Genomic DNA, 24551 nt, shown 5'->3' on the forward strand with positions numbered 1-24551 from the left:
GACAACCCTTCTAGAAGGGTTCATTGTTTGGGGCGTCACTACGAAACAGCAGGTGTCACCACCTCCCATGGTGGCGGCAAGGGGTTGAGCCCGCGCTCCCCCGGTCGGCGACTCCTGTACCGAATAGCTCCACCCGTTTTGCCTTTGAACAGCGACGTTGCGCTGTCCGTCAGCCAGGACCGCCCGGTACTCCGGTACTCGGTCGGACCTGGAGGGCGGAGAGAGCAGCACCGCACCTGGCTCTGAACGAGGAGGACCGATGTCCCGTACCCGCCCCGGCCGCGTCCGCACCAGGCGCGACAACCGACGCCCCCCGCTGCTGCTCAGCATGATGAAGCCTCAGAACATCAACCTCCGCGAGGGAGAGACCAAATCGATCGTCTGCCCCGACTGCGAGCGCTGGTGGCGGCTGATGGGAGAAACGCAGCTCAAGATCCGCGAGCACTGCGCCCGCGGATGCACGGGCGGCGGCACCGACTGCCAGGAGCACACCCGGTGCCCCGGCAGCAACCAGTCGGTCCTCCTCGACATCACCGTCGAGCGGTGGGCTGAGGCGATGCTCGCCGCCGACAGCACGGCGACGGGCCGCCGCTCCGCCCGCCAGCACTACAAGCCGATCCCGGCGCCGGCCGAGCCGATCGCGAGGATGTCCTCGGCCCCCGGCACGCCGGTCGAGGCTCTGTCCGCGTACCGCTCCCACCTGCGGAGGTGCCGGGACAGCGGCAAGACCGGTAGGTGCGCGGGCTTGCACCGGTGTGTGGAGGGGGCCCGGATCGCCGCTCTGTACGCCGAGCGGGAGCAGGCCGAGGGCCAGCGAGTCCGCGATGCCCGCGTTGATGCCTTACTTGCGCGGCATCGGACGGCCCGGACATGGAGCCGGTACACCGAGACCACGGCCAAAACGAGGAGTTCGTTGACGAAGCGTGGCGGTACGGCGGTCGAGGAGGCCAACAACGTTGTCCGGGAACGCAGTCCGGGCTCCGTCTCGGAGTTCCGTGGCCCGGAGGTTCCGCTTTCCCCGCCGAACCAGCAGGTGCACGACCAGCGGCAGGCCGTACTGGGTCAGCAGTACGCCCGGAAGACCACGGCCGCGCCGTCGATCTGACCCGTTCACCGAGACGAACGACCACGGCCCCGGCCATCCCCCGTCGTACGGGATGGCCGGGGCCGTGGCTGCTCGTATAGCAGCCGTGGGGCTCACCGGCCCCGAACAGCGACGCACCCCCAGGGATTACGGCCCCGGGGGTGCGTCTTCGCAGATCACCCTCCAAGAAGGGCAACATGCGCATGCACAGGATGACATCAGCCACGGCCCGGCACCTGCGGCGGGGTGTACTCCAGGCGGCGGTCGACGCCGGTGCGGCCTGCACCAGCATCGACATCGACGCCTTCTTCCGCATCGACGGTGAGACGGACATCGAGTGGGCCCCGCGCCGTACCGCCGCGCTCCGCACCTGCGCGGCCTGCCCGGTCCGCGCCGCGTGCGAGGAACTCGCCCTCCGCGTCGGCGAGGGCGACCCGGGCGCCGACGAGATCGTACGCGGCGGGCTGACCGGTCCCGAGCTGGCCGCCGCCCGAGTCGCCCACGCCGTACGGCTGGCCGTCGCGGTCGACGCCGACCGGGACACCGAAGGCAGCCAGCTCGACATGCTCATGGCGCAGCGGCACGTCGTGGCCACCACGTCCACCGAGCGCGTACGGGACGGCAAGCGTGTGCCGGCGGCCGTGGTCCAGCAGGAGCACAATGTCCGGATCCGGTCGCTGAGCCTCCAGATCGCCAAGGTCCGTACCGCCCGCCGGGCGCGCGCCGGTTGGGGGGTGGCGGCATGACGACCGCGACCCTTCCCACCCGGCCGTCGGCCACCGGTACGTGCCCGAACTGCGAGGGGAACTTCGAGACCTGCCGCTGTGGCATCCGGCCCGGCCTCTCCGCCCACCGGCCGCGCCTCGCCTCCGTGGCCGGGGGCGGCTGGGGCGGCATGGAGGACGAGGACAACCGTCGCGGGTACGAGCGCGACGAGTCCGATACCTCGCACCACCAGCTCGTCCAGCGCCTCGTTGCCGACGGGGACCACCGAGCTGGGACCGCAGGCCGCCGAGCGCGACGCACGCTTGCCGAGATGGACCCCGGCCTGACCCGGCAGCCCGTGCTGCGCATGACCCGGGAGCTCACGTTCGTCCCGGCCGTCTCGAAGGCGAGCGCGGACGACGCGTGCGTGCTGTGCGGCTGGTGGCGGTGCCGCTGCGGCCGGGCTGCTCCGGCGCCGACGGCGTCTCTGCGGGCGTCTGCCTCATGAGCAGCTGCGGACACCCCCCACGCCTGGTCACGGTCAACAGCACCGGTGCTGACGGCAAGCCGTTCCAGTCGGTGCGGCACGAGCCGTGCCAGTGCGGCGGCAAGAAGTAGACCACTGATGCCCCACCGGATAAGGGCGGCCCGGACCGCTCAGCGCGACGCGGTCCGGGCCATCACCGCTTACGGACTGGCTCACCCGCTCACTCTCACGCTCCTGGTGGTCGCCTCAACGGCGGCCGCCAGGGCGTGGGACCGGGGACATCGCGTCGCCGACACCCACCCTTCCCCCACTCCTGCACAGGAAGCCCGAAGTGGCTGACCTCTACACCCGTTACATGGCAACCCATCGCACCTGGGCTGACCATGCCGCCCACTGCGGCACCTGCACCACCACCCAGCCCAACTGCCCCGCCGGGGCGCAGCTCTGGGAGCGGTTCACCCGCTTGCAGGACGCCTACCTCACCCACCTCCGCGAGAAGAAGGGCACGTCATGACCGTCACCCCGATCAGCTCCGCCAGTCGCACCGCCGGGACGGAGGCCGAGTACGTCTCCCCGCCGGCCCCCGTGCTCCTGTCCAGCATCCCCACCGGGGGCGGGGCCGACGTGCACGTCTACCAGGACAGTGACGGCTCCCTGAGCAGTGACTGCACCGGCTGGGGCGAATACGCCTGGGCCCTCCTCAGCCTCGAGTTCGCCAGCGAACACGCCGCTACCTGCATCCGCCCGCCCCGCCCGGCAGCGGCCTGACGGTCTGCCAGCTGCCTGATCCGCCGCGCCCCGCCCACCCCGCCGCGCCCCGTGCGCGTAGTCGGGGCGGGCGGGGCGCGGCGGTGAAGGGGAGCCGGACAGCCCGCTCCACCTCGCCCCCCTTCCGGAGGAGAGCCCATGCGCAACACCACCCACCCCGAACCCGCGACGACCACCGGGCTCCCCGACTCGCTGTGCCAGCACACCCCCCGATGCCCGAGCGCCGACAGCCCCGACCGGGAAGCCGCGCACGTCGTAGCTGCCCACCCGGAGCAGGGCTGGAGCCTCTTGTGCAACTCCCTGCTGCTCTGGGAGGACACCGGAGCGCTGCTCCCCGACGGCCAGGTCGTCTACCCGCACCGGCCCACCGACACCGTCGGAAGGACCCCGCTCCTCCGGGGCGCGGACACCGCCTCGTTCATCGGAGGCACGAGCCGCAGCGGCAAGAGCAATCTGGCCGCGCTCGACGCGGTGATGGCGGCCCGGGTCACCGGTGCCGCGTGGCCGGTCTGACGGCTGCTGCGCCGAGTGGATGTCCGGGGGACTCAGCGGGGTGCCGATGACCGGCGAACTGATCGCCTCCCACGCCGAGGCCGCCGCCGACTGGCTGCGCGCCGCGGGCTGGGACCCCTCTTTCATGGCCTGTCGCGGTCTCGGCGACGCCTTGGCCCACGCGGTGCGCACCGACCCCGAGCAGCGGTTCACCACCGACACCCGCTACGCGCTGCGCCGCATCTTCGAGCTGCTGATCCGGGCCCTGACCGGTGCACCGGCCGCCGACTACGAGGCATGGGACCAGCACCCGGCCCGCCCGGCCGAGGAGGTCTTCGGTCTGCTGGCTGCCGCTGCCGTCTTCGCCCGCACCTACGGACCCGCACAGGCCGCAGCGGCCTGACCCCCTCGGTATCCGAGCCGAGCCGTCCCGCGTTCCGGCCCCGGCCCTCTGCGTTTCGTATCCGCCCGGCAGCGTTTCGGGAGCACCGGCCACCCGCCGTCCAGGCGGCCGGTGCTCCCGCCGCGCTGAACCTCGCGGAGACAGACCTGAGCCAGGAGCGGTGAGCCACGTCGACCCCCGTTTCGTCTCCACCCCGCCCCGTTTCGGGAGCAGCCGCCCGCGTTTCGGGGGCAGCGCCTCCCGATTCGTTTACGCCCTGCATCCCTCATTCCGGAGGCCTCCATGACGATCACCGAGTGGCCGCACACCGCGGCCGAACCTGACCCCGTTTCGCCCGCGCCGACCGCCGTTTCGGAGACACCGGCCGCCGTTTCGGGAACGCCCGGACCCGTTTCGGAGACGCCGGATTTCGGTTCGGAGATGCAGAAGCGGAATCCGGACGAGACCGCTCCCGCCGTCCCGCGCGGTCCGCTGACGGGTATGCAGAAGCTGGCGATCGGCGGGATCATCGTCTTCGCCCTGGTGCTCGCCGGCATCGGCCTCTACCTGTCGTTCGCGCACGTCGCGAGCTTTGCGCACGAGGAGCTGCGCTTCGGGTCGCTGGAAAAGGGCCAGCTGTTCGCGGTCGGTGTCGACGTCGGGATCATGGTGATGATCGCGGTCGACCTGCTGATGGCCTGGCTCAAGCGGCCCATCACCTGGATCCGCTACCCGGTATGGCTCCTGACCAGCGCAACCGTCGTCCTCAACGCTGCTTCCGCCGCGCCGAAGAACCGGCCGTGGGAGCTGGTGGACTACGTTGCCGCGTTCGCGCACGGTGTCGTTCCGGTCCTGTTCATCATGATCGTGGAGGTCGGCCGGGATGCGATCGACCGGATCGTGCGCCCCGGCCGGGAGGGCCGCGATGCGATTCCGCTGATCCGCTGGGTGCTGGCGCCGTTCGCCACGCCCCGGATCTACCGGCGGATGCGGCTGTGGGGGGTGGCCTCCTATCCGGAGATGGTCCGCCGTGAGCAGGACCTCCTGGCCTATGAGCAGTGGCTCAAGCGCAAGTACAGCGGCGACCTGTCCAAGGCCACCGACGATGAGCGCCTGCCGATGAAGATGGCCCCCTACGGCTACACCGTCCGCGAGGCCCTCGCCATGCCTGACCAGCAAGAAGCTGACGCGGAGCAGCGCGAGGAGGAGGCCGAGCGGCGGCGCCTGGAGGCGACGACGCGCAAGCAGCTCGCCGAGAAGAGGGCCGAGGCCGAGCGCCTGGAGGCCGACGGCCAGCTCGAAACGGTGAGGGCCCGGGTGGACAGCGAGAAGGGCATGGCCCGCGCGCACTCCAAGGCCCAGATCAGCGCCGCGGAGAAGGCCGCCGCCCGGGACGAGGCGGCGCTGGAGACCGTCGTCCAGGCAGAGGCCCGCACCCGCGTGGCCGAGGCCGAGCGCGAGGAGGCCGAAGCCCGCGAGGCGACGGCCGACGCTGACCTCCGTACGGCCGAGCTGGAAGCCGCTGCAGCCGAGAAGCGGAAGGCGGCGGCGGAGGCCGACCGGGTCGCCGCCGCCGAAGCGCAGGCGGTCGAGACCCGGACCATCGCCGAAGCCCGCCGGGCTGCTGCCGAAGCCGACCGGCGTGCTGCCGAAACGGAGAAGGCTGCTGCCGAAACGCGGCGGGCTGCTGCCGAAACGGCGCGCCTGGAGGCGGAGGAGATCGAGCGGCAGGAGGTCGCCGCCGCCGGTATCGAGGCCGCCCGCAAGGCTTCCGCCGAAACGGCGATGGCCGCTGCCGAAACGCGGCGGGCTGCTGCCGAAATGGAGCGGGCCGCGGTCGAAGCCGAGGACATCGCACGGCTCAAGCCGCGCGAGCGGGGGCTGCGCAAGGTCGCCCGGATGATCCTCGCCGTCGGCGGCGACGCCGAGAGCCTGCCCCTCGCCGACATCCAGCACGAGCTGCTGCTCAGCTCCCCCGGCACTGCATCCGAGTACCGCGCCGAAGCCGCCCAGCTGCTGGCGGACGGCTACGTGCCGGGGCAGTGACCTGCACCAACAGGCCGTTCGACGGTTCCACCGGCCCCCGAGACGAAGACAGCGCCTCGGGGACGCGGTGAAGGCGCCGCAACGCCACGACAAAGCCTCCCAGATCGCCCCCGCCCCCAGAAGGAGAACCCCCTCATGGATATCAACGCCCTGTTCACGGATGAGGGCCTGCGGGCCTTCACCGCGACCGTCCGCGACCAGCACGTTCGTGACGCCCAGCAATACGGGCAGATCGCCGGCATCGTGCGCAGCCGCCTCCAGCAGACGCCGATCGAGGGCGACCGCTGGATGGCCAAGAGGCTGCGGGCCTGGAAGGTCGCCCGGCAGCTCAAGGCCATGGAGAAGGCGTCCACCGAGGCCGCGGCCAAGGCCGAGGCCCTGTACGCGACCTACGTCAACGAGGTCCTGGAGCTCCCGCAGCGCAGGGCGGTCGCGGAGGCCAAGCGCCTGGAGCGCAAGCAGGGCCGCCAGGCCGCCGTCGGCGCGGCCGTCGCCGGGTCGCTGAACCGCACGGTGACCGCGCTCAACACCCCCCAGGAGCAGCCCGGCGGCACGGTTCCGCAGGCGAGGCCGGCGGAGTTCGTGGCCCCGGACAACCCCTGGCAGCAGTGGCCGATGGCGGCCGGCGGTGAGCGGCCGACGAGCACGATCAACGACTACTTCGCGAAGGGAGAGGGGCAGTGACGACGACGCCTCGGCAGACGCAAAACCGTGCGAAGCACTGGAACGGGCGGGTTGCCGAGGCCACGACCGATCAGGAGCGGGCCGGGGTCTGGTACGACGCGTGCCGGACCCTGGCCCGCCAGGCCGAGCGCGAGGGCAGGCCGAGCCTGTGGCCCGCGCTCACCCAGGTACTGCACGACTTCTACAAGCAGCACGGAGGGTGACGAAGTTCTTCTTCATCACCGCCTCCTCCCCACCGCCCGGAGCACCCCAAGGCGCGCGCGTGTCGTGCGCGCGCGAGGGTGCCCCAGGCGGTGACCGTCTGTCAACTCCGAGAGGGAGACGTCATGGCCGACGACGACGGCCCCAACAACGTGATCAACTTCCCCCGCGTGGGCTTCACGGCTCCCACCGATCCCCCGGCCGAGCCCCCCGCCCCGGCACCCGCCGACGTACCGTTCGCCGCCCCCGCAGACCCCGCCCCGGCCGCCCCGGAGGCGTTTGCGCCCGCGACGCGGACCGACCCGATGGGCGTCATCGCGACCCTCCCGGACCCCGGTCAGGGAGCCCCGTTCGCCGCCGCTCCGGGGCCCACCGCGACCCCGGCTCCGACCGGTGCGGCGGTGCCGTCGACCTTCCGCTCGGAGGGCGCCCCGGCACCCGCAACGCCGGGGCTCGGCTCGCTGTCCCTGGCGGCGGTCCTCGCAGTCTCCCTTGCGGCGATGCGCGGGATTCACTCCAGCATCGCCACGGGCCGGGCCAGCCGGGAGCAGCGTGAGGCGGTCGCGAAGACCGCGAGCAGCGGCAAGGACGGCTCCCTGAAGGACGGTTCGAAGAAGCCGGTGCCGTCCGGACCGGAGTACGGCCGCAAGGCCCTCCAGAGCGGTCCTGGCGGCTCGTCAGGACGCTCCGGCTCCGGTGGTCCGGGCCGTTCCGGGCGGGGCGGCAGCGGGTCGCTCAGTGGCTCGGGAGGACGGGGGCGCGGCGGGTCGACGACCAAGTCGCCCAGCGGCTCCGGCAGCGGTTCCGGTGGTGGCCGAGGACGGGGTCCGGGCGGTGGTTCAGGCTCCGGCGGTGGCGGCGGTCGCACCAACTCGCCGAAGAAGAACAGCTCCGGAGTCACCCCGCTGACGCGCACCTCGCAGGGCGGCGGCCTCAGCCTCAAGAAGAACCGCAACCCCGGCTCGTCCGGGGGCTCGGGCGGTTCGGGCGGCGCCGGTAAGGGGCCGAACAACAGCGGCGGTGGCGGCGGCAGGAAGAACCGCGGCCCCGGTGGCGGGTCCGGCTCCTCCGGAGGTGGCTCCGTCCTGAACCGCAAGCGCGGACCCGGCAGCACCGGGACCGGTGCCGGGGGGTCCGCGGGTGGCTCGCACAAGAAGCACGGTCCGGGCACCGGCAAGACGACGGGCCCCAACCTGGGCAAGGGGAACAAGACCACACCCCCTACGAAGGGGACGGGCGGGAAGTCCACGTCCGGTCCGTACGGTGCGTCCGGCCCGAAGGTTCCGAAGGGGTCGGGCACCGGGAAGGGCACAGCGTCCGGGCCGAAGAGCGGCGCGAAGAAGTGGCCGCGCGGGACGACCGGCCCGTCGGGGATCCTGCGCAAGAAGCCCGGCTCTACCACCTCGGGCACCGGCCCGAAGACGAAGCCGAAGTCGAAGGGCGGCAGCGGCTCGGGCACCACAGCGCCCGGCAGCAAGCGCGGCGGCGGGAAGAAGGGCAAGGCCCGCTCCGGCAAGGGCGGGACGGGCCCGGCCTCGGTGCCCGCGCCGGTTCCCACGGCACCGGGCGGGAAGTCCCGCAAGGGCAAGAAGCAGGTACTGACGCCGGGCATCGCGCACGGCACGTTCGCGTCATCGGTGAAGCAGGACTGCCGCTGCCGCGCCTGCCGCCGCTTCAAGAAGGAGTACAGCCGGAAGGTCCTAGGGGCGATGAAGTCCGCCGCCCGGGGCCGGACGACCTTCAGCGAGGCTGTGCACGAGACCGCTGAGAAGCGGCTCAAGCGCCGCCGCAAGAAGATGGGCCCGCCGGTCGTCACGAAGGTCAAGGTCAGGAAGCCGAAGAAGAAGTCCGGCCCGAAGACCAAGACCACCAAGCCCGGCAGCACCAAGCCCGCCGGCCCCGCCGGGAAGGCTCCCTCCGGGCCCGCAGCGAAGACACCGTCGGGTCCGGCCGCGAAGGCCCCGACCCGCCGCACGCCCTGGTCCACGGCCAAGGCGCGAGCCCGCAAACGCGCCCGGATGCGCACCACCACGGTCCCCACCCCAGCGACCGGCACCACCACCACGCCCCCGTCCGCGCCGCCGGTCCCACCCAACCCCCCGGCATCTGCACCGGCCCCGGCCGTCGCGCCCGCCGCGCCGGCCGGAACTGCCGGTGCTGCCACCGCTTCGCCCCCGTCTCCGGCTCCGCCGGGTCCTGCTGCTGTACCGGCCCCGGCCGCCGCAGCCACCGGACCCGCTACGGCTCCGGCCTCGGTGGGCGGGGGCACGGTGCCGGGCACCGGTCAGCAGCGACTGACGCCGTTCGAGGCGATGGGCATGGCCACGGCGGTACCCGCCCAGGCCGGGCCGATCACGGTCGAACGCGCCGATACCCCCGGGCCCAGCCCGGCGTCCGGTGCGGGCGGTCCCGCCGACCACCCGAGCACGAAGGAGAACAGCGTGAGCACTGCGCCCGACACCCGCGACAGCTGGATGGCCCAGTGGGGCAGCGGCGGCATCGCGGACATGGACGCCCAGCACCAGACGGAGGTGACCCTCGACGACACGCTCGACGTCCTCGAGGAGCTCACCGCGCAGTCGTTCACGGCGCACGAGACCTGCAACAAGCTCTCCGCCAAGGCCAGGCAGATCCGGTACGAGCTGGAGGACCTGGCCGCCGACCTGCGCTCCACGCACAACGTCATCGGTCGCCTGACCGGCGCCGCGATGGCGAAGCTCGCGGAGTCGATGGAGGTGCTGGACCGCAAGGCCAGGGAGATGGCCACCAAGTCCCTGACGGCCGCCGAGCTGTCCGAGAGCGCGGAGAACGCCATGTTCGACGCCTACCGGCCGCTCCAGCAGGCCACCGAGGACACCGGCCTGGCCGTCCCCGCCGCCCGCATCCACAACCAGAACTAAGAGAGGAGATCAGAACGTGAGCGACAACCTCCCCGCCATCCCCGGCATGAACAACACCGTCGCCAGCAGCACCGGCGGTACGGGCGGCGGCGGCCTCGGCTTCCTCGCCCTCGCGGGCCGCACCGCGAAGCTCGCCGCCTCCGCCCTCTTCCTCAAGGAGGGCATGCACCGGCTCCGCTCCCACATGGAAGCCAACTCCACCGCCGCGCTGCGCCTGGCGGAGATGTGCGGCCAGGCCGAGGTCGAGCCGCGCTTCACCTCGATGATCGAGGACGTCTCCACCGCCCTCACCGGCGTCGCGGAGGCCTCCGGCGACATGGTCAACGCCGCCGACTCCGTCGACACCGACGCCCGCGGCTTCAACGGCGCGCACGAGCAGGAGTACCGCCCCGGCTACGAAGCCTCCAACGGCTCCGGAGTCCAGCAGGCCAAACCCGGCTTCTACCGGCGCACCGGCCGCCGCAACTAACCCCAACCCACCCACCGCAGCAGGGGCCGCACCCACACCGGGCGCGGCCCCTGCTGCGCCCTGCCCAGACACGGAGGCTGCGTTGAACACCACCGACCAGGCGGCACCGGCCGTCGATACCACCAAGCGCGTCCCGACGCACGTCCTCTACCGGCGCGTCCTGGCCGAACGCACCTCCTACGCCCTCGCCGCCGCCGGGATGGCCGTCGGCCCGCAGCTGGACGACAGCGCCTGGTCCTACCTCGCCTCCGGCGGCATCGGACTGGGCACCTTGGCCTGGCTGTACGCGAAGACGAAGAACACCGACCAGGGCCTGAGCGCCATCACCCGGGCACAGCGCGCGATCCCGTTCCTCACGGCCGCCGGCACCTACGTGGCGAACCTGATCACCCCCGGCTTCAACTGGTGGGAGATCGTCGACGCCGCCGCGTGGGCCGGGCTGATGGGCTGGATGGCGCCGCTCACCCGCAGCGCCTCCCTGGTCCTGGAGCTCACCGACCACCAGGTGCCGACCGGCACCGGACTGGCGCCCCGGGAGCTGACGTACACCGAGTTCCTCGCCGCGAAGTGGGCGCAGGCCACCGGCGACGGCACCCGGCTCGTCTCCATCGCTCCCTTCCGCGCCGACCGGCCGGACTTCGAGGCCGTCGTCGTCGCCCAGGCCGGGAAAGCCGTCCCCACCTTCACGGAGGTGCAGCTGGCCGCCGCGTTCGACTTCCCGGTCGGCACGGTGCGGATGCGCCCGGTGCAGGGCTCGGGGCCCGGCCGGATGCGGCTGGTCGCCCGCCCCACCTCCGAGGACACCGAGGCCGTCGCCGAAGGCATCCGCGGCCTGTGGGAAACCGCGGTCGCCGCCCCGGGCAAGGCAGCCCCCGGCGTCGACCTGATCGACCACCGCACCGAGAAGGACCGCATCGTCCTCCTGGTCGCCTCCCCGCCCGGCAAGACGATCTACCTGCCGCACACGGCGATCTGCTCCGCGTTCGGCATCGACGACCCCTCCCGCCTCGTCATCGAGACCGACGGCATCCGGCAGGGCGTCGTCTCCGTCTACAAGACCAACCCGCTGATGAAGGTCCGCAAGGCCACCATCGACGACCTGACGATGGACGACAAGGGCCGCATCACCATCGGCGTCTGCCACGACGGCAAACCTGCCCGGATGCGCCTGTGGGAACCGGGCCAGGGCGCGCTGCGCGGCATCACCGCCGGCGTCACCGGAGCGGGCAAGTCCGTTCTGCAGAACCTGATCCTCGCCGGGGAGAAGCGCTCCGGCATCGTCTCCTGGGTCGGCGACGTCCAGGGCGGCATGAGCCTCCCCGAGGCGGAAGGCAGGGTCGACTGGTTCGCCAAGGGCCCGGTCGAAACGCTGCTGATGCTCACGGCCGCGCACGCGGTCATGAAGTACCGCGAGCGGCTGTCCAACGAGATGGGGCGCGGCGACTTCGCCCTCGGGCGCCCGTGGCCGCTCATCAACATCACGCTGGACGAGATCAACCGGCTGCTGTCCCACCCGGACGAAGCGATGCGCAAGGCGACCGCCTACCTCATTGCCGACATCCAGAAGACCGGCCGCAAGGTCGGCATCGGCATCCGGCTCGCCGTACAGTCCCTGCACCTCAAGGACCTCGGTGACGACGACGCGATCCGCCAGCAGGGCAAGGTCGGCGCCCTGTTCCTCATGCGCACCGCGAGTTCGTCCACCAAGGAGATGGGCCTGGACGGCATCGCGCCAGCTGGTTTTCAGATGGAGAACATCCCGGCTCGGATCTACGAGAACGGGCAGATCGAAGCCTTGTTCTCCGGCCAGGACGACGAGGACGGCGAGTCCACGGCGGGGATGGCGTACATGTTCCTCGACGGCCGGGCCAAGTTCATGCGCACGTTCTTCGCCGAGAAGGTCGACGGGGTCTACCCGGACCTGATCGCCCTGTACGGCGAAGAGCCGGCCAACGGACTCACCGCCGGTGAGGCGGCGGCCGCGCAGGCCAAGGTCGGCCTCTACGACCTGCGGCACACCAACCCGTACGCCGACTGCGACACCCTCGCCCAGGCCTTCTCCGACGCCCCCGGCAGCACCCCAGCAGCCCCGGCCCCCGCAACCGGCACCGACGGCGAAGGCGAAGCTCCTGCATCTGCTCCCTTCGGGGCGCCGTTCGGGGACATCCCCTTCGGCCTTGACAACGATCCCGGCGAGGAGCCCGGCCTCCAGGACCAGATCCTCGAACTCCTCGCGGAGGGGCCCAAGCCGCTCAAGGACCTGCGCGCCGCGCTGCCCGGCTTCCAGCCCTCCAGCGTCAGCAACGCCTGCTCCCAGCTCAAGGCGAAAGGCCTGGCCACCACGCGCAAGCGCGGCGTCTGGCAGCTCACCGACAGCTGACCTGCACCCCTGGCACCCCAACTCACCGAAGGAAACGAACCGTGGCCCTGTCGATCTCCCTGGTCGTCCTGCTCGGCATCATCGTCGTCATCCTCGTACGCACCGGCTACCAGCGGATCCTGCCGGGCACCGCCGTCGCCCTGTTCGGCTTCTTCCTCGCCAACACCGGCATCGCCCCCACGATCACCAGCGCCGTCTCCTCCCTCACCGGCTGGATCAGCAGCTTCTGACCAGCCCCAACCCTCGCCCACCCCGAACGCGAAGGAGAGCACGATGACGAACCGCCCCCTGGTCCTGGTGGCCGACGCCGCCGACGTCCTCGCGGCCAGCCCCGAAGCTCGCGCGCTCGTCACCGAGCTGCTGCTCACCGGCCGCCGCAACGGCCTGGTCGTCCGCACCGCGGACCGCCGGTCGCTGACGCAGTACCCGACGCCCGACGCCCTCGACGAGGCCGCCGCCGACCAGCAGTAGCCCCGCCCCGCTCCCCCACCCCCTGCGCCCTCCCCGCCCACCTGGCGGGGAGGGCGCCCCGCTTTCCCCCTCCCGGAGATCACCGTGGACTTCGAGCCCATCACTCGCCCGCTCACCGACGACGAAGCCCGCGCCGAGGCTGAGCGGATCATCACCCAGTCCTTCCAGCCCGCGGCCCCGCCCGTACGGCACTTCCCGACGTCGTTCCGCGACGACACCAAGGTCCCGCCGTACGGCGACACCCCGCCCGTCCATCAGGACGACAAGCGGATCGTCCCGGCCTGGGCCGCCGGAATCGCCGTCGCGAGCATCGGTGTCGGCGCCGGGTCCGTCGGTCTCGGCTGCTGTGCCTGGCTCGTCCTCCAGGGCCTGGCCTCCGTCACGCTCTACGGCGTCCTGATGGTGACCCTGCCGTTCGCCGGGCTCGCCATGGTCGCCACCGCGATCGGCGGCGCGGTCAGCAAGGCCCGGTCGGTATCCAAGACGGTCTACGAGGGCCCGGTCACCCAGAACACGCAGATCACCAACACCAGCACCACGCGCGGGATGTTCTCCCGCACCCGCAACGACGTCCGCTGACCCGGGCGCCCTGCCTCGCATCCGACACCGCCCGCTCGCCGGGCCTCGGGTGCGGGACAGGCCGTCCGGCCTCACCGGTCAGTCGTAGTCGATCCAGATCCGCCCGTAGTCATCGACCTCGGCACCCCGGATCTGCCCGTCGACGATCGCCCGGTTGACCGTCACCTCGACCTCGTAGTCGACGTCGATCCACAGCACACCGTCGTCGTCGGTGAACGCGGGCCAGATCGTGTCGTCCGTATCGATGACCTGGTCGAAGACGATCTCCACCGGCTCATCCCGGGTGAACCACCCCATCGCAGCCGCCCCCTTTCACCCTCTGTCGATTCCGTCGCTCACCCACAGCTTGGCCCACTCGCACGCTCCGTGAACCCTGCATCACCAACAAGGAGTTGCCCCGTGCAGAACGACAACGCGCCCCGCACCGAACGCCAGGAGCTCGCCCCCCTCCCCGTGCCCTTCCCGAAGGCACCGACCAAGGACCGGCCGTTCGCGGCGCTCCGTGCTTGGTGGGACAAGGCGTGGGAAGACGACGGCGTCCTGAACCTGATGTGGATGGACATCCTCAACGTCCCCCAGGACGGGCCGCGACACATGGCCCCCTGGATCCGGGCCGTCCTAATGCTGGTCGCAGCGTCCTTCGTCCTCCTGGCGGTCCTGGCCGCCGGTGAAGCCGTCCTCCGCACCGTGCACCAGCTGCTCGCCGCGGTGCCCACGGTGCAGGTCGGCGTCGACACCTCCGACAGCGTCCTCGCCATCGTCGACCAGCCGGTCCGCACCTACATCGCCCAGCACTCCGCCGGCCTCCCCATTGCCGCCTCCACCGTCTACACGCTGTGGCTGGCCACCGGCATCACCGCCGTGGTCCTCGGCTACTTCACCCGCAGCAACGCGCTGCGCGCGATGTGGACCGGATGGGGCGCGGCCACGGTGTTCATGGTCTGGACAGCCACCCCGGACACCAGCCGCACCATCGCCGTCGCCCTGACGGCCCTGGGCTGGACACTCCTGTCCGCGCTCGCGCTGAACGGCCTGACCCTGCGCCGCACCGTCGGCCGCCCGGCCCACCCCGCGAAGACCCCCACCCGGCCCGACGTCCACATCCACATGCCCGCCCCGGCCCCGGCCGTCGACCAGAACAGCAACTGCCCCTTCCGGAACTGATCCGGTCGCTCCGCCTGGCCCTCGCCCACCCCGGTGGGCGAGGGCCGGACAGGCCGACCGGCCTGACCCACACCGAGAAAGAGGCGCCGCATGAGTCCCGAAAGCCTTGACGAGACCATCCGCTACACCGCCGACGTCGTCCTGCTCGCCGCCGGCCACGTCCTGCTCATCCAGCGCCGCTGGAACCCGCACGCCGGATCCTGGGCACTGCCGGGCGGCCATGTGGACGCCGGGGAGACGTCCCTCCAGGCCGCCGTACGCGAGCTGAAGGAGGAGACCGGCATCACCCTCCCCGTCGACGCCCTGGGTCAGGTTGGTGCGTTCGACGCCCCCGGCCGAGACCCGCGCGGCCGCTACGTCACCGTCGCCTACACCGCGACTCTCCCCGAGCCCGACGCCCCGACACCGCTGGACGACGCAGCCGACGCCCGCTGGTGGCCGCTGACCGACCTCCCGCCCCTGGCGTTCGACCACGCCGACATCCTCACCGCCACCACCCGCTGACCCGGCCACCTGCCCGGCCCTCACCCACCCCTGGCCCCCCGGGGGCCGGTGAGGACCAGGGCAGGCCGCCCGGCCACCCACCACACCCCGCGCCCCGCCGACACATGCCGGTGGGGCGCAGCGCTGCCCGCACCCTCACCCGCCCGAATACGAAGGAGCCCGCAGTGGCGCTCATCGACCTGTTCACCCGCAAGCACGCCGCCTCCGCCCCGCCGGCGGAGGCCCCCGAGCCGGAGGCGTGGCCGGAGATCGGCGAGACGTGGAAGCCCGAGGGCCTCCCCGTCGCCGAGCGGTACTACAACGAGGCCCAGGCCGTCGTCCTCGTCGCCCGCACCAGCCAGGACCCCTACGGCACGGCCTACTACCTCGTCGCGTGCCTGGGCTGCCACTTCCTCAGCACCCGCACCAAGTACCACAGCTTCTACATCCGCTACGCGCTGGGACAGGCCGCCGAGGCCGCCAACGCCCACGCGGACACCTGCCGGGCGCTGCCCCGCGAACTCCCGCCCCGCCCCGACGAGGACACCGCCCGGAACCTGCTGCGCTCCTGGGTGACGGCCATGGCACGCCGGAACCTCCTGCACCCCGATATCGACCTCGACCTCGCGGAGTTCGACTCCGGCCGCCTGGAGATCCAGCGCACCAACGAGTGGATCCAGACCGAGCTGGAGGCGCTCGCCGCTGAGCGGAGCGACCTCTTGGTCGTCCGTCGCGACGACCGCACCGGCACCGTCCGCTTCCGGGCCCGGCCTCTCCCCCGCTGACCGGCCCCCGCTACCCGCTGCCCCAGCGCCGCCTCCCTGGTACCTGGAGCCGGTGATGCCCCGCACCCGCAAGAAGCGGCGTGAGGTGACCCGGGTGCCGCGCGGCGCGACGGCCCTGCCCGAGTTTGATCGTGGCGCTGTCCCCGAAGGCCTCGTCACGCGGCGCGCTTTGCGGGAGATGGGGTTGAGCCCCGGCGACAACGAGGGTCCGGTCGCGATCCTGCGGTGCCGCCTGTGCACGACCCGCCCGAACTGGTCGTGCCGTCACCCGACCCGCGGCTTCCTCCTCCGGGTCGACCTGGCCCGGCCCAAGCGCACGCCGACGTTGGCTCAGGAGCTGGCACTGGACCGCGCCATCGCCGCCAGGAGCACCTGCCCGAAGTGCGCGCGCCGGTACGTCTACTGCCTGCCCTTGCGCACCGTCGGTTCCTGCGACCCGTGCGCCCAGGGCTACGAGCCCAGCCCCGACACCTACTTCACCACCATCGCCATGCCGGTCACGCACCGGCTGGCCGCCTGAACACCTCAGCCGAAGGAGCGATCACACCGTGACCGAGACCCTCACGCAGCCCGCCATCAGCCCGGCGGCCGGCTCTCCGCTGGCCCTCCTGTTCGAGATCGTCGCGACCACCGCCCGCCTCACCACGGACGAGGAGCGCGACGTGGCGGAGACCGCGGCCGCCGACCACATCTACACCGCCTACCCCGACACCCTCGGCCAGGCGGTGGACCACGACGCCTGGACCGGCTACCCCGCCCTGCGCGACCCCGCCGTCCAGCCCAGCTCCGTGGCACACCTGGACGGCGGGCTGTGGCTCCACCACACCATCACCGCCGACGCCGACTACCGCGACGTCCTCACCCTGCTCGTGCCCTGCACCTGCGGCCACGGCTACGTCGCATCGCTGCTGGAGGACGAGAACGACCTCCTGGAGCTGCTGGAGGAGCTGCGCCCCACCGGCGGGCACGCCGTTCACAGCGGCGACACCGGCGGCCCGTACTGCGCCAGCACCCCGACCTGCTGAGCCGGTGCGAACCCTGCCCCGCTCGCTGATGGCGGCCGCTGCGGTGCCTGTGGCGCTCGCCGCGGCCGCCGCCGTCCTCAAGGCCGGCCGCTGGCAGCTGTACGCCGACCGGCATCCCCGCCGCTCCTGCCCCGACTGCCGGGGCAAGGGCGGCCGGTGGGCTGGCGGGCCGTTCCCGGAGATGGAGGCGTGCGGCTGCTGGTCGAACCGGCGCGAGCTCCGCATCCGGCTCCTGCCCGTCCCGGCCTGGCCGGACGAACCCCCGTTCTGAAACGGACTCCGCCCCCGGCCACACATGGCCGGGGGCGGAGTCCGCTCACGGGTCGGCCGCAGCATCGGCAAAGAGCCGGCCGCCCCGCACCCCTTCACCCGCAATTCGAGATCAGGAGAACCCCAGCATGCCCCGTCTGCCCCTCGTCACCGAGCGCCTGGCCCTCTTCGCCACCCTCCTGGCGACCTTCGGTGAGCTGCATCCCGCCTGTGACCACTGGGTCCAGGGCTCGAAGACCGCGTCCCGGAAGCGCATGCACGGCGAGGACCTGGTCCACGCCGACGGCACCCCCGCCACGGAGGACTCCACCCGGCCGACCATGACCACCAGCACCCTCGGCAGGCGCGCGGTCGCCTGCCACGTCGCCTCGTACACCGTCGTGCAGCTCGGGGCGACCATCGCGGTCACCCGGGCGTTCGGCTACCGGGTCACCCCGGCCGCCCTGCTCGCCGGAGCGGCCATCAACGCCTCGACGCACGCCGCGATCGACCGCGGCGCCTTACTGCTGTGGCTGGCGAAGAAGACCGGGAAGACCGGCTACATCGAGCACTGCCAGACGGTCCGCATGGACGACGACGGCACGCTCACCCGCGAGATCAACGGTCCCGGCACCGCGTGGATGGAACTCGACGCGGCGCTCCACCGAGCGATCGGGATCGGCGCGGCCGCCGTCACCACCTGGCTCACCACCCGCCCCGGAGCGCGCTGACATGCCGAACGAGAGGGCGACGAATCCGCCCCGCGGCGAGTGCACGCAGTGCTGGTTCCACGCGTACGCCAGCCGTCAGGCCCACGCCGCTCTGGGCCCGCGTGAGGACTGCCCGCAGTGCGTGGACCACATGAAGAACGGCCACCCCGACCACATGATCGTCCGCTGACGACCCCGGGCAACGCCGCCGACCCGCTCACCCATCACGCCGGGCAGCACCCCGATCCCCGCTGCCCGGCGCCCCTTTGTTCTGAGGAGATCCGCATGACCGAGCTCATCTACCCGCCGATGCCCGAGAACAGCCTGGTGGTCCTCATCGGCCCCTCCGGCGCGGGTAAGTCCACGTTCGCGCGGACCTGGCCCGCATCCCAGGTCCTGTCCCTGGACGCACTGCGCGAGGTCGTCAGCGACGACTTCTCTGTCAAGTTCAGCGTGTTGAGGTGAAGTAGCCGCCCTGCACGGCCTCGGGACTGGTGAGCTCGCATGTTTAGGTGTCGTTTATTCCAGCTCAGAGCGCCCCGATCGGTCACTTTGGGTCATGCGGGCGGTGTCCAGGGTCCGGCCCGGAGTGAGTATGTTCGTCCGATGGCGCGTTCGAAGCGCCTCGGGAGGGGAGAGTGCCGGTGGACGTCGTCGCGATTATGGAAGCACTGGCTGAACAGGGCGTAACGGTGCTGTTCAAGGCCGACGCTGAGCGGATGGCAGAGAAGGGCAAGCCTTGGACCTTCGTCGCCAGTGGAGCGCCGTTGCGCGAGGATGTCCTTGTGCGAACCGATGCCGCGTCTGTGGAGCAATGCCTCGCAGTGTGCTTGCCCCGCCTGCGTGAGCTGGGCTTTTCGTTCCCTGAGTGAGAGAGCGGGTGTGACCGAACCGCCGCCCTGGATGTCAGTGGCGGCTGCTTACATGAGCCCATGGACACCGTGCACACGACCGCCGCCCTCCTCCCGGACCCCGCCGAGCTCCGCGCGTACCTGCGTGCGCTGGCCGTGCTGGACCAGGCGATCTGCCGCGACCCGCTGTTCTCCCGCTACTCCTTCTCCACCACCTGGGGGCCTGGGACGGAGGCGGCCCTGATGGACAACGGCTCGGGTGACGACTTCTCCGTCCTCTTCGCCCCGGCCGGTGTGCTCGTCCGCGGCTTCGACCACGAGTCGGAGATGAGCCCGTACGGCACGGACGACGAACAGGTCTGGCCCGGTGTCATCGACGAGGTGCCCGCCACGCTGCGCCCGCTCCTGGACCACCCGGCCTTCGTCGACGAGGGCCTCGGCGCCCCGCGGGTCACCGCCTGCCTGTGGTGGGAGACCGGCGGCAGCGCCTGGCGCACCGGCTCGGGCATCGAGTTCCCCTCGGGCAGCCCGGACCCGGACGGCTCCGGTCACCTCTTCCGCCTCCTCACCGACCGCTCCCCCGAGGCCGTCCACGCGCACTTCGAGGAGGACTACGGGCGGCCCGTCCCCCTCGACACCGTCCGCCACGTCCTCGCGGCCCACCCCCTGACCCCCGAGGCCGCCCACGGCCTCAACCCGGCCGCCCTCTCCGACGAGGCCCTGCTCCGCCGGATCGCCGCTGACCCCGAGGTCGAGTCCTACCTTGCCTGCGACGGCGAGTTCGACCTCGCGCGGACCGACCCCATCGAGTCGATTGCTCTGCCGGCCGGTCTCCCGGTGGAGCCCGTGGCCGGCTGCAACGCGGGAGGCACCCACTACCTCTGCGGCCCGGCCGGCTCCGACCTCGTCCGTCCCGTCCTCTACACCGACTCCGAGGGCCAGGCCTCCCTCATCGCGGAGTCCCTCGCCGAGGCCCTGACCCTGGCCATCGTCCTCCCCTCCTGGCACGACGCCCTGGCCGGCTTCCGTCCCCCCGCGCTCAACGCCGACTACCTTGAGGACCACCCGGACCACCCCGAGGTCCGCGACCGCCTCCTCGCCGCCCTCCGCCTCCCCCCGGCCACCGAGGCCGAGGTTCTGGCCCGCCTCCTCACCACGGCCGCCCGCACCGTCCCGGACGGCTTCCTCCCTTCGGTCGAGGGCGAGGAGGACGCGGCCTTCGAACCGATGCTCCGTCTGCCGGCCGAGTAGGACAGCCCCGCCGCGCGCCGCCTTCCGGACCGCCGAGGTCCTGCCGCGCTGCGGAGGGACGTCGATCTCACGCAGGTGTACTTGGAGGCTGACCGGGTTCATGGGCTGTCCTGGCTGGCGGCCGTGGGTGTGCCTGCGGCAGCTGACCGGCTACCTATCGGGGGGCGTTTGCGCAGGCAGCACGCGCACGACCGCATGGCGGTCGACGAGCTGCCGGCGCAAGTGACTGTTCTCTGCCGTGGCCTGGTGAAGGGCGCCCACCAGAGCCTCGACGTCGGCCTTGAGCTGGGCGATCTCTCGGGCGTCCGCCGTCCGGAGTTCCTTGAGCTTGCGGACCTGCTGGCGCAGACGGCGCTCGCTGTCCGGCGTGGCGCCCCGGGCCCGGACCTTGTCGTAGAACTCCGCCTTCAGGTCTGTGTGCCGCTGGGTGAGCGCGTTGCGCGGGACGCCGGCCTCCACGGCGAGGGCGACGATCGTCAGCGCTCCGTTCGAGCGCTGCGGTGTGCCGCCCAAGATGCGGTCCATCGCGGCACGGATCCGCTCGCGCTCGTCCGGGGCTGGGCTCATGACGTCGGCTCCTGAAGGGCGATGCGGTCGTGTTCGTGCCGGCCGGCCAAGCCCAGAAGGTGTTCGGCGCGGCGACCGAGCCGGTCGGCGAGCGGACCGGGCAGGGCCTCGGAGGCGGCCTGCTGCTCCAGCGCCTGTGCGTGCTGGCGAAGCTGGTCAGCGTGCTGGTCGGTGCGGGCGATGTTCGCGCAAGACGGCTGGCAGCGGTCGAGCCGCGGGGCATCGGTGATGTCGAGGCGGTGGCACAGGGCCCCGGTCGCGGTTGTAGACGCACATCAGGAAGGCGCGCGGGTTGTCGTAGACGGTCAGGGCGGGGTTCGCCAGAATGTCGCGGGCCTGGCGGTGGGTGCGGATCGACCCGATGAACGTCGGTGCCTGAGCGGCGGCGTGGATCGCGCGCCGGGCGGCCGGGCCGGAGATACCCGCTCCGTGGGTGATGTCGTCGTGGAGGGTGGTGAGGGTGTCGGCGGTGGCCCGGGCAGTCTCGATGTCGAGCAGTTCGTGGATGCCGTCGCGGCTCCGGGCGGCGTACCCGGCGCTCATCGTAGTGCGCAGGTGTCCGTACTGGACGGCCAGCGCGACCAGGCCGCCCGGGCGGCGGGCGATGTGCCAGGCCAGGGTGCGTCGGAAGCGGGCCAGGCCGATCGTGCCGTGCGGATCGTCGGGGATGATCTCGCTCTCGCGGCCCAGGCGGCGGGCCAGGTTGGAGGCCCAAGTGGCGAAGGCCTCGATACGCAGGCGCATGCCCTGATAGCCCAGGGAGGCCGTGCTGGGCCTGGGGGCGTTCACGAAGGTGTGCGTGGCCGTGTCGAACAGCAGTCCGTGGGCTGGGGCGATTTTCTCCAGCACGCGGACTGCCCTCACCACCGGTGCGATCGCCACCCAGGGGACTTCGCGTGTGCGTCCGGCCGAGTGGTGGTTGCCGTCTTCGTCGAAGGCGTTCTTGAACTCGCGCCCGTAGATGAGGTGTCGGCCGGAGACGACTTCAGGACAGCACCCGGCTTCCAGGCCGAGCACTTCGGCTGGGCGCATGCCGGTCAGGTAGGCCAGGACGATGAAGCACGCTGTGCCCAGATGTCTCATCAGCTCGCGGGTCTCGGTGAAGTCGATGAACGCTGTCCACGGCTCGCCTTCGATGCCGCCGGTGATGGGCGTGTCCAGCGGGCAGGGACCGGGGTTGGCATCGACGTAAGCAGGCAGCTGCTGCCACCGCTCGGTCATCAGCAGGCCGTTGACCTGCGTGGTCGAGCAGCCGACCGCGGCGGCGATGTAGATGTTGGCCAGGGCGTGGCGGTAGCCGGCGTTGGACCTTGCAGGTACCGGTTGTCCGCGGTCGATGAGGGCCTGCAGGTAGCGCTTCAAGCGGATCTTCGACTGAGGCGTGGCCGGCGTGCTGGCGGCCGCATCGGCCATTCGGCAGCTTTCTGACCAGGCGGTGAGGATGTCATCGGCGAAGTCGTCGACCACGCGCAGCGCCCAGATCAGCAGCGGTCCCATGGTAGCCGGTGAGATCGCCTCGGTCGTGTTCTCGCCTCGGCCGGCGCCGGGAGCCCGGGGCAGGAAGTCGTCGATGCCCAGGTGGTGCCAGGGCGGCATCGCCATCCCGCTCGGCGTGGGACCGGCGGCGTCGAAGGCCCACAGACGGGTCAGGGCCACCAGATCCTTGGTGACCTTGCCGCGGCTGGCGCCTCCCTGCCGGGCCAGGTGGCCAGCCCACGAGGCCAGAACGTCATCGGTGACCGCGTGCAGGGTGCTCAGGCCCTGCTGGTGCAGCCAGGTCATGAAGCGCTGCCAGCGCAGCACGGTGTCGTGGATCCCAGGCGGGCCCAGTCGGGAGTGCCAGGTCGGATGGCCGACCAGCACGCTCGCCGGCAGCGGTGTGTTGATCATCATCCAGGCCGCCATCTGCGCTTGGGGACGCGTCGCGGATGGGAACCGTGACCAGTCCAGCTTGGGCCGGGTGGCGCTGGGGTTGGCAACGAGCGGGGCCAACGACCACACGTCGTCGATGTAGATCGACATCGGTACGGGGCCCGGAGCCAGGATCAGGGACGGGGCGACGACCGGGGTGTCCCAGGCGGGCAGGCCCGGAAGTCCGGCAGGCAGGGCGGTCATAGGTCGAAGTCCCCTTGCAGAAGATGGCCGATGAGCACACGGTCGGTGTCGTAACGGCCTTCAGCGAGAGCTGCCAGAGCGGCTCGCCGAGCCGGCCGCGCAGGTCGGTCAACCGGGCATAGGCATCGGCCCAGTCCGCCTCCCAGATCACCGGCTCCACCACACTGCGCAGCTGGTCCAAGGCATGCAAAAGGTGAGCGAGGCGAGGGTGATGAGCGGGGGTGACCCGGGCGTTCGGGCAGGCCGTGCACAACAGGAACGACGCGGTGCAGCCCTGCCCCGCCGGGCTGAACGGGCTGTCTTCCCACCCGGCGCAAGCCGCGGTCGCCGTCTGCCGGTCCCCGGCCTCCGCCGAAGCGGCGAGGCGGGCAGTGAAGACGGCACGGTGTGCGGCATCCACCGCCTCCAGCGCGCCGTCGGCGATGACCGGCACCGCCGCCTGCTGGGCCCGCGGCTCACCCGCCACGTAGACGCGGTCGTGGGTGTCCTGGGTGTTCTGCCCGGGCTCGCGTCGGTGCAGCACGTTCACTGTTCTTCGCAGGCGCCGTAGCGGGGAACCCGGCAGGCCGACCGAGCGTCCCCAGGCGGCGCCGGCCAGCTCGTCCACGCCCAGCCCGAACGAGCCGATGCGCACCGCGTTCGGATACCCCTGCCCATCGTGCGGCGTGGTCTGGCGCCAGACCAGCAGCCGGTCGACACCGGCATCCAGCTGCTTCAGCAGGGCACGAGCGTGCGCGGTCGCCTCCAAGGCCTCGGTGATGATGCGCCCGCCGGAGTCGGCGCCGGAGTCGGTCACGTTCCGACTTTCGAAGCGGCCGCGGTGCCCTGCGCGGCGTCGCTTCTCCAGCCGTAGACGGTAGACCGGCGTGCCTGCTGCGACCGTGCCCGGCTGCGTCTCGGGCACCGGCATTTCGGAGAGCGGCGTCGCGTTCAGGCCGAGTTCCCCGACGATCAAGACGGCCAGCGCGGCCGTCTCCTTACGGCTGAGGTAGAGCCGTCCCCAGGTGTACGGCGCCGACCCGCCGCCCAACGCCACCCGGTAGCGCTTGCGGACCGTGCGCCGCTTTTCGTAAACGGGAACATCGCCGGTGCGGGCCAGCACGTCCAGCGCCTCACCCAGCAGCCACTCGGTGCCGCCGGGCTCGATCCCTCCAGCCCGCCAGGCCGCCAGGTGCTGGGTGTTCGTCCGGATCCGCAGCAGCGCTGCCCGGAACGTTCGCCGTGCCGCCACGCGGATGGCCGTGAATTCTTGCGGCGTATACGCCTCCACGCGACCCGCAGTCCACCCGAACCGCTGGGCCATCGCCTCCCGCACCGGTCGCGACAGCCGTCGGTCGTGCTGTAGGAGGCCGGCGACAGCGGAGTACTTGCTGCACCCGTTCGGGTTCGGCGGCAGGCTCAGCCGCCACGCGTTCCAGTGGCCCGCGGTCAGCCGGTCCACATCCTCGGGCGCCTGCTCCAGCCCGCTGAGAAATGCGGCGAAGGGCCGCACCATGTACCAGGTCGCCTCGCTGCTCTCCACGCTGTCCCAGCCACCGCCCGGGGTGCACTTGGCAGCGAAGAGCACGGCCAGAGACCGCTGCCACGGCCTGGGGACGAGGACGGTGCCGAAGTCGTAGCGGCGCACCCGGCCCTGCTGATCCTGGTGCGTCACCACCAGAGCGTCGTACTCCAGGGCCATCGGCCGCTGGTGCGGCCCGTCC

Annotated in this window: 29 protein-coding genes and 2 pseudogenes; 27 read left to right on the forward strand and 4 right to left on the reverse strand. The window is 71.8% G+C overall.

Annotation, left to right across the window (positions count from 1 at the left end; all coding sequences use genetic code 11):
- The first annotated feature begins 259 nt into the window (after positions 1-259).
- The 16 genes and pseudogenes from ACFWRT_RS33215 to ACFWRT_RS33290 all read left to right on the forward strand — a co-directional run bounded on the left by ACFWRT_RS33215 (position 260) and on the right by ACFWRT_RS33290 (position 13648).
- A complete protein-coding gene (locus ACFWRT_RS33215) occupies positions 260-1105 on the forward strand; it encodes a hypothetical protein (protein WP_380955170.1) in 846 nt (281 codons plus the stop codon).
- A 191-nt stretch (positions 1106-1296) separates the two neighbouring features.
- Positions 1297-1830 carry a WhiB family transcriptional regulator gene (locus tag ACFWRT_RS33220; RefSeq protein WP_381121399.1) on the forward strand — a complete coding sequence of 178 codons (534 nt, stop codon included), beginning with the start codon at positions 1297-1299 and terminating at the stop codon, positions 1828-1830.
- On the forward strand, positions 1827-2297 hold the full coding sequence (locus tag ACFWRT_RS33225; protein WP_380955172.1) for a hypothetical protein: 471 nt from the start codon (positions 1827-1829) through the stop codon (positions 2295-2297). Before ACFWRT_RS33220 ends, ACFWRT_RS33225 begins: the two co-directional genes overlap by 4 nt.
- 334 nt (positions 2298-2631) lie before the next feature.
- Positions 2632-2790, forward strand: a complete 159-nt coding sequence (locus tag ACFWRT_RS33230) for a hypothetical protein (protein WP_380955173.1) — start codon at positions 2632-2634, stop codon at positions 2788-2790.
- A complete protein-coding gene (locus ACFWRT_RS33235) occupies positions 2787-3044 on the forward strand; it encodes a hypothetical protein (protein ID WP_380955174.1) in 258 nt (85 codons plus the stop codon). The genes ACFWRT_RS33230 and ACFWRT_RS33235 overlap by 4 nt, the downstream gene beginning before the upstream one ends.
- Before the next feature lie 192 nt (positions 3045-3236).
- A pseudogene (locus ACFWRT_RS33240) lies at positions 3237-3410 on the forward strand (DUF5999 family protein); the annotation flags it as partial.
- A gap of 166 nt (positions 3411-3576) precedes the next feature.
- Entirely contained in the window at positions 3577-3939 is a 363-nt protein-coding gene (locus ACFWRT_RS33245; protein WP_380955175.1) for a DUF6197 family protein, read from the forward strand.
- Between the two features lie 420 nt (positions 3940-4359).
- A complete protein-coding gene (locus ACFWRT_RS33250) occupies positions 4360-5964 on the forward strand; it encodes a DUF2637 domain-containing protein (protein WP_380955176.1) in 1605 nt (534 codons plus the stop codon).
- Positions 5965-6099: 135 nt separating this feature from the next.
- Positions 6100-6648 carry a hypothetical protein gene (locus tag ACFWRT_RS33255; RefSeq protein ID WP_380955178.1) on the forward strand — a complete coding sequence of 183 codons (549 nt, stop codon included), beginning with the start codon at positions 6100-6102 and terminating at the stop codon, positions 6646-6648.
- Complete coding sequence (locus tag ACFWRT_RS33260; RefSeq protein WP_359252575.1) at positions 6645-6851, forward strand: hypothetical protein; 207 nt, start codon at positions 6645-6647, stop codon at positions 6849-6851. The genes ACFWRT_RS33255 and ACFWRT_RS33260 overlap by 4 nt, the downstream gene beginning before the upstream one ends.
- Before the next feature lie 123 nt (positions 6852-6974).
- Positions 6975-9749 (forward strand): hypothetical protein, encoded by a 2775-nt coding sequence (locus ACFWRT_RS33265; protein WP_380955180.1) that lies wholly within the window; start codon positions 6975-6977, stop codon positions 9747-9749.
- A 16-nt stretch (positions 9750-9765) separates the two neighbouring features.
- Positions 9766-10218, forward strand: a complete 453-nt coding sequence (locus ACFWRT_RS33270; protein WP_380955181.1) for a conjugal transfer protein TraB — start codon at positions 9766-9768, stop codon at positions 10216-10218.
- 82 nt (positions 10219-10300) lie between these two features.
- Positions 10301-12598: a hypothetical protein gene (locus ACFWRT_RS33275; RefSeq protein ID WP_380955183.1), complete on the forward strand. Its 2298-nt coding sequence runs from the start codon at positions 10301-10303 to the stop codon at positions 12596-12598.
- 41 nt (positions 12599-12639) lie between these two features.
- Complete coding sequence (locus ACFWRT_RS33280) at positions 12640-12828, forward strand: hypothetical protein (protein WP_073872947.1); 189 nt, start codon at positions 12640-12642, stop codon at positions 12826-12828.
- 43 nt (positions 12829-12871) lie between these two features.
- On the forward strand, positions 12872-13069 hold the full coding sequence (locus ACFWRT_RS33285; RefSeq protein ID WP_380955185.1) for a hypothetical protein: 198 nt from the start codon (positions 12872-12874) through the stop codon (positions 13067-13069).
- An 84-nt stretch (positions 13070-13153) separates the two neighbouring features.
- Positions 13154-13648 (forward strand): hypothetical protein, encoded by a 495-nt coding sequence (locus ACFWRT_RS33290; RefSeq protein ID WP_380955187.1) that lies wholly within the window; start codon positions 13154-13156, stop codon positions 13646-13648.
- A 78-nt stretch (positions 13649-13726) separates the two neighbouring features.
- On the opposite strand, the gene ACFWRT_RS33295 is transcribed toward ACFWRT_RS33290, so the two are convergent.
- Positions 13727-13945, reverse strand: coding sequence for a hypothetical protein (locus ACFWRT_RS33295; RefSeq protein WP_380955188.1), 219 nt, complete (start codon positions 13943-13945; stop codon positions 13727-13729).
- A gap of 102 nt (positions 13946-14047) precedes the next feature.
- On the opposite strand from ACFWRT_RS33295, the gene ACFWRT_RS33300 reads away from it, so the two are divergent.
- From ACFWRT_RS33300 to ACFWRT_RS33350, 11 genes and pseudogenes are all read left to right on the forward strand, one after another.
- On the forward strand, positions 14048-14812 hold the full coding sequence (locus ACFWRT_RS33300) for a hypothetical protein (RefSeq protein WP_380955190.1): 765 nt from the start codon (positions 14048-14050) through the stop codon (positions 14810-14812).
- Positions 14813-14902: 90 nt separating this feature from the next.
- The gene (locus ACFWRT_RS33305; protein ID WP_380955192.1) at positions 14903-15316 is read left to right on the forward strand and encodes an NUDIX domain-containing protein; all 414 of its coding nucleotides are present in this window, start codon (positions 14903-14905) and stop codon (positions 15314-15316) included.
- Between the two features lie 164 nt (positions 15317-15480).
- Complete coding sequence (locus ACFWRT_RS33310; protein ID WP_380955194.1) at positions 15481-16080, forward strand: hypothetical protein; 600 nt, start codon at positions 15481-15483, stop codon at positions 16078-16080.
- A 55-nt stretch (positions 16081-16135) separates the two neighbouring features.
- Positions 16136-16600 carry an RRQRL motif-containing zinc-binding protein gene (locus tag ACFWRT_RS33315; protein WP_380955195.1) on the forward strand — a complete coding sequence of 155 codons (465 nt, stop codon included), beginning with the start codon at positions 16136-16138 and terminating at the stop codon, positions 16598-16600.
- Positions 16601-16628: 28 nt separating this feature from the next.
- The gene (locus tag ACFWRT_RS33320) at positions 16629-17105 is read left to right on the forward strand and encodes a hypothetical protein (protein WP_380955196.1); all 477 of its coding nucleotides are present in this window, start codon (positions 16629-16631) and stop codon (positions 17103-17105) included.
- A 28-nt stretch (positions 17106-17133) separates the two neighbouring features.
- The gene (locus tag ACFWRT_RS33325; protein ID WP_380955225.1) at positions 17134-17376 is read left to right on the forward strand and encodes a hypothetical protein; all 243 of its coding nucleotides are present in this window, start codon (positions 17134-17136) and stop codon (positions 17374-17376) included.
- Positions 17377-17503: 127 nt separating this feature from the next.
- Positions 17504-18085 carry a hypothetical protein gene (locus ACFWRT_RS33330; RefSeq protein WP_380955197.1) on the forward strand — a complete coding sequence of 194 codons (582 nt, stop codon included), beginning with the start codon at positions 17504-17506 and terminating at the stop codon, positions 18083-18085.
- A 1-nt stretch (position 18086) separates the two neighbouring features.
- Positions 18087-18254: a pRL2-8 gene (locus tag ACFWRT_RS33335; RefSeq protein WP_355882582.1), complete on the forward strand. Its 168-nt coding sequence runs from the start codon at positions 18087-18089 to the stop codon at positions 18252-18254.
- A gap of 95 nt (positions 18255-18349) precedes the next feature.
- Positions 18350-18499: pseudogene (locus ACFWRT_RS33340) on the forward strand (AAA family ATPase); the annotation flags it as partial.
- A gap of 209 nt (positions 18500-18708) precedes the next feature.
- Positions 18709-18936, forward strand: coding sequence for a hypothetical protein (locus tag ACFWRT_RS33345; protein ID WP_380955198.1), 228 nt, complete (start codon positions 18709-18711; stop codon positions 18934-18936).
- A 60-nt stretch (positions 18937-18996) separates the two neighbouring features.
- Positions 18997-20166: a hypothetical protein gene (locus tag ACFWRT_RS33350; RefSeq protein WP_380955200.1), complete on the forward strand. Its 1170-nt coding sequence runs from the start codon at positions 18997-18999 to the stop codon at positions 20164-20166.
- Positions 20167-20316: 150 nt separating this feature from the next.
- On the opposite strand, the gene ACFWRT_RS33355 is transcribed toward ACFWRT_RS33350, so the two are convergent.
- The 3 genes from ACFWRT_RS33355 to ACFWRT_RS33365 all read right to left on the reverse strand — a co-directional run bounded on the left by ACFWRT_RS33355 (position 20317) and on the right by ACFWRT_RS33365 (position 24529).
- The gene (locus ACFWRT_RS33355) at positions 20317-20733 is read right to left on the reverse strand and encodes a hypothetical protein (protein ID WP_380955201.1); all 417 of its coding nucleotides are present in this window, start codon (positions 20731-20733) and stop codon (positions 20317-20319) included.
- Positions 20734-20889: 156 nt separating this feature from the next.
- Positions 20890-22536 carry a site-specific integrase gene (locus ACFWRT_RS33360; protein ID WP_380955202.1) on the reverse strand — a complete coding sequence of 549 codons (1647 nt, stop codon included), beginning with the start codon at positions 22534-22536 and terminating at the stop codon, positions 20890-20892.
- A complete protein-coding gene (locus ACFWRT_RS33365; protein WP_380955203.1) occupies positions 22463-24529 on the reverse strand; it encodes a hypothetical protein in 2067 nt (688 codons plus the stop codon). Before ACFWRT_RS33365 ends, ACFWRT_RS33360 begins: the two co-directional genes overlap by 74 nt.
- Positions 24530-24551 lie beyond the last annotated feature (22 nt).

Source organism: Streptomyces cyaneofuscatus (genome assembly GCF_042718795.1).
GTDB lineage: Bacteria > Actinomycetota > Actinomycetes > Streptomycetales > Streptomycetaceae > Streptomyces > Streptomyces cyaneofuscatus_A.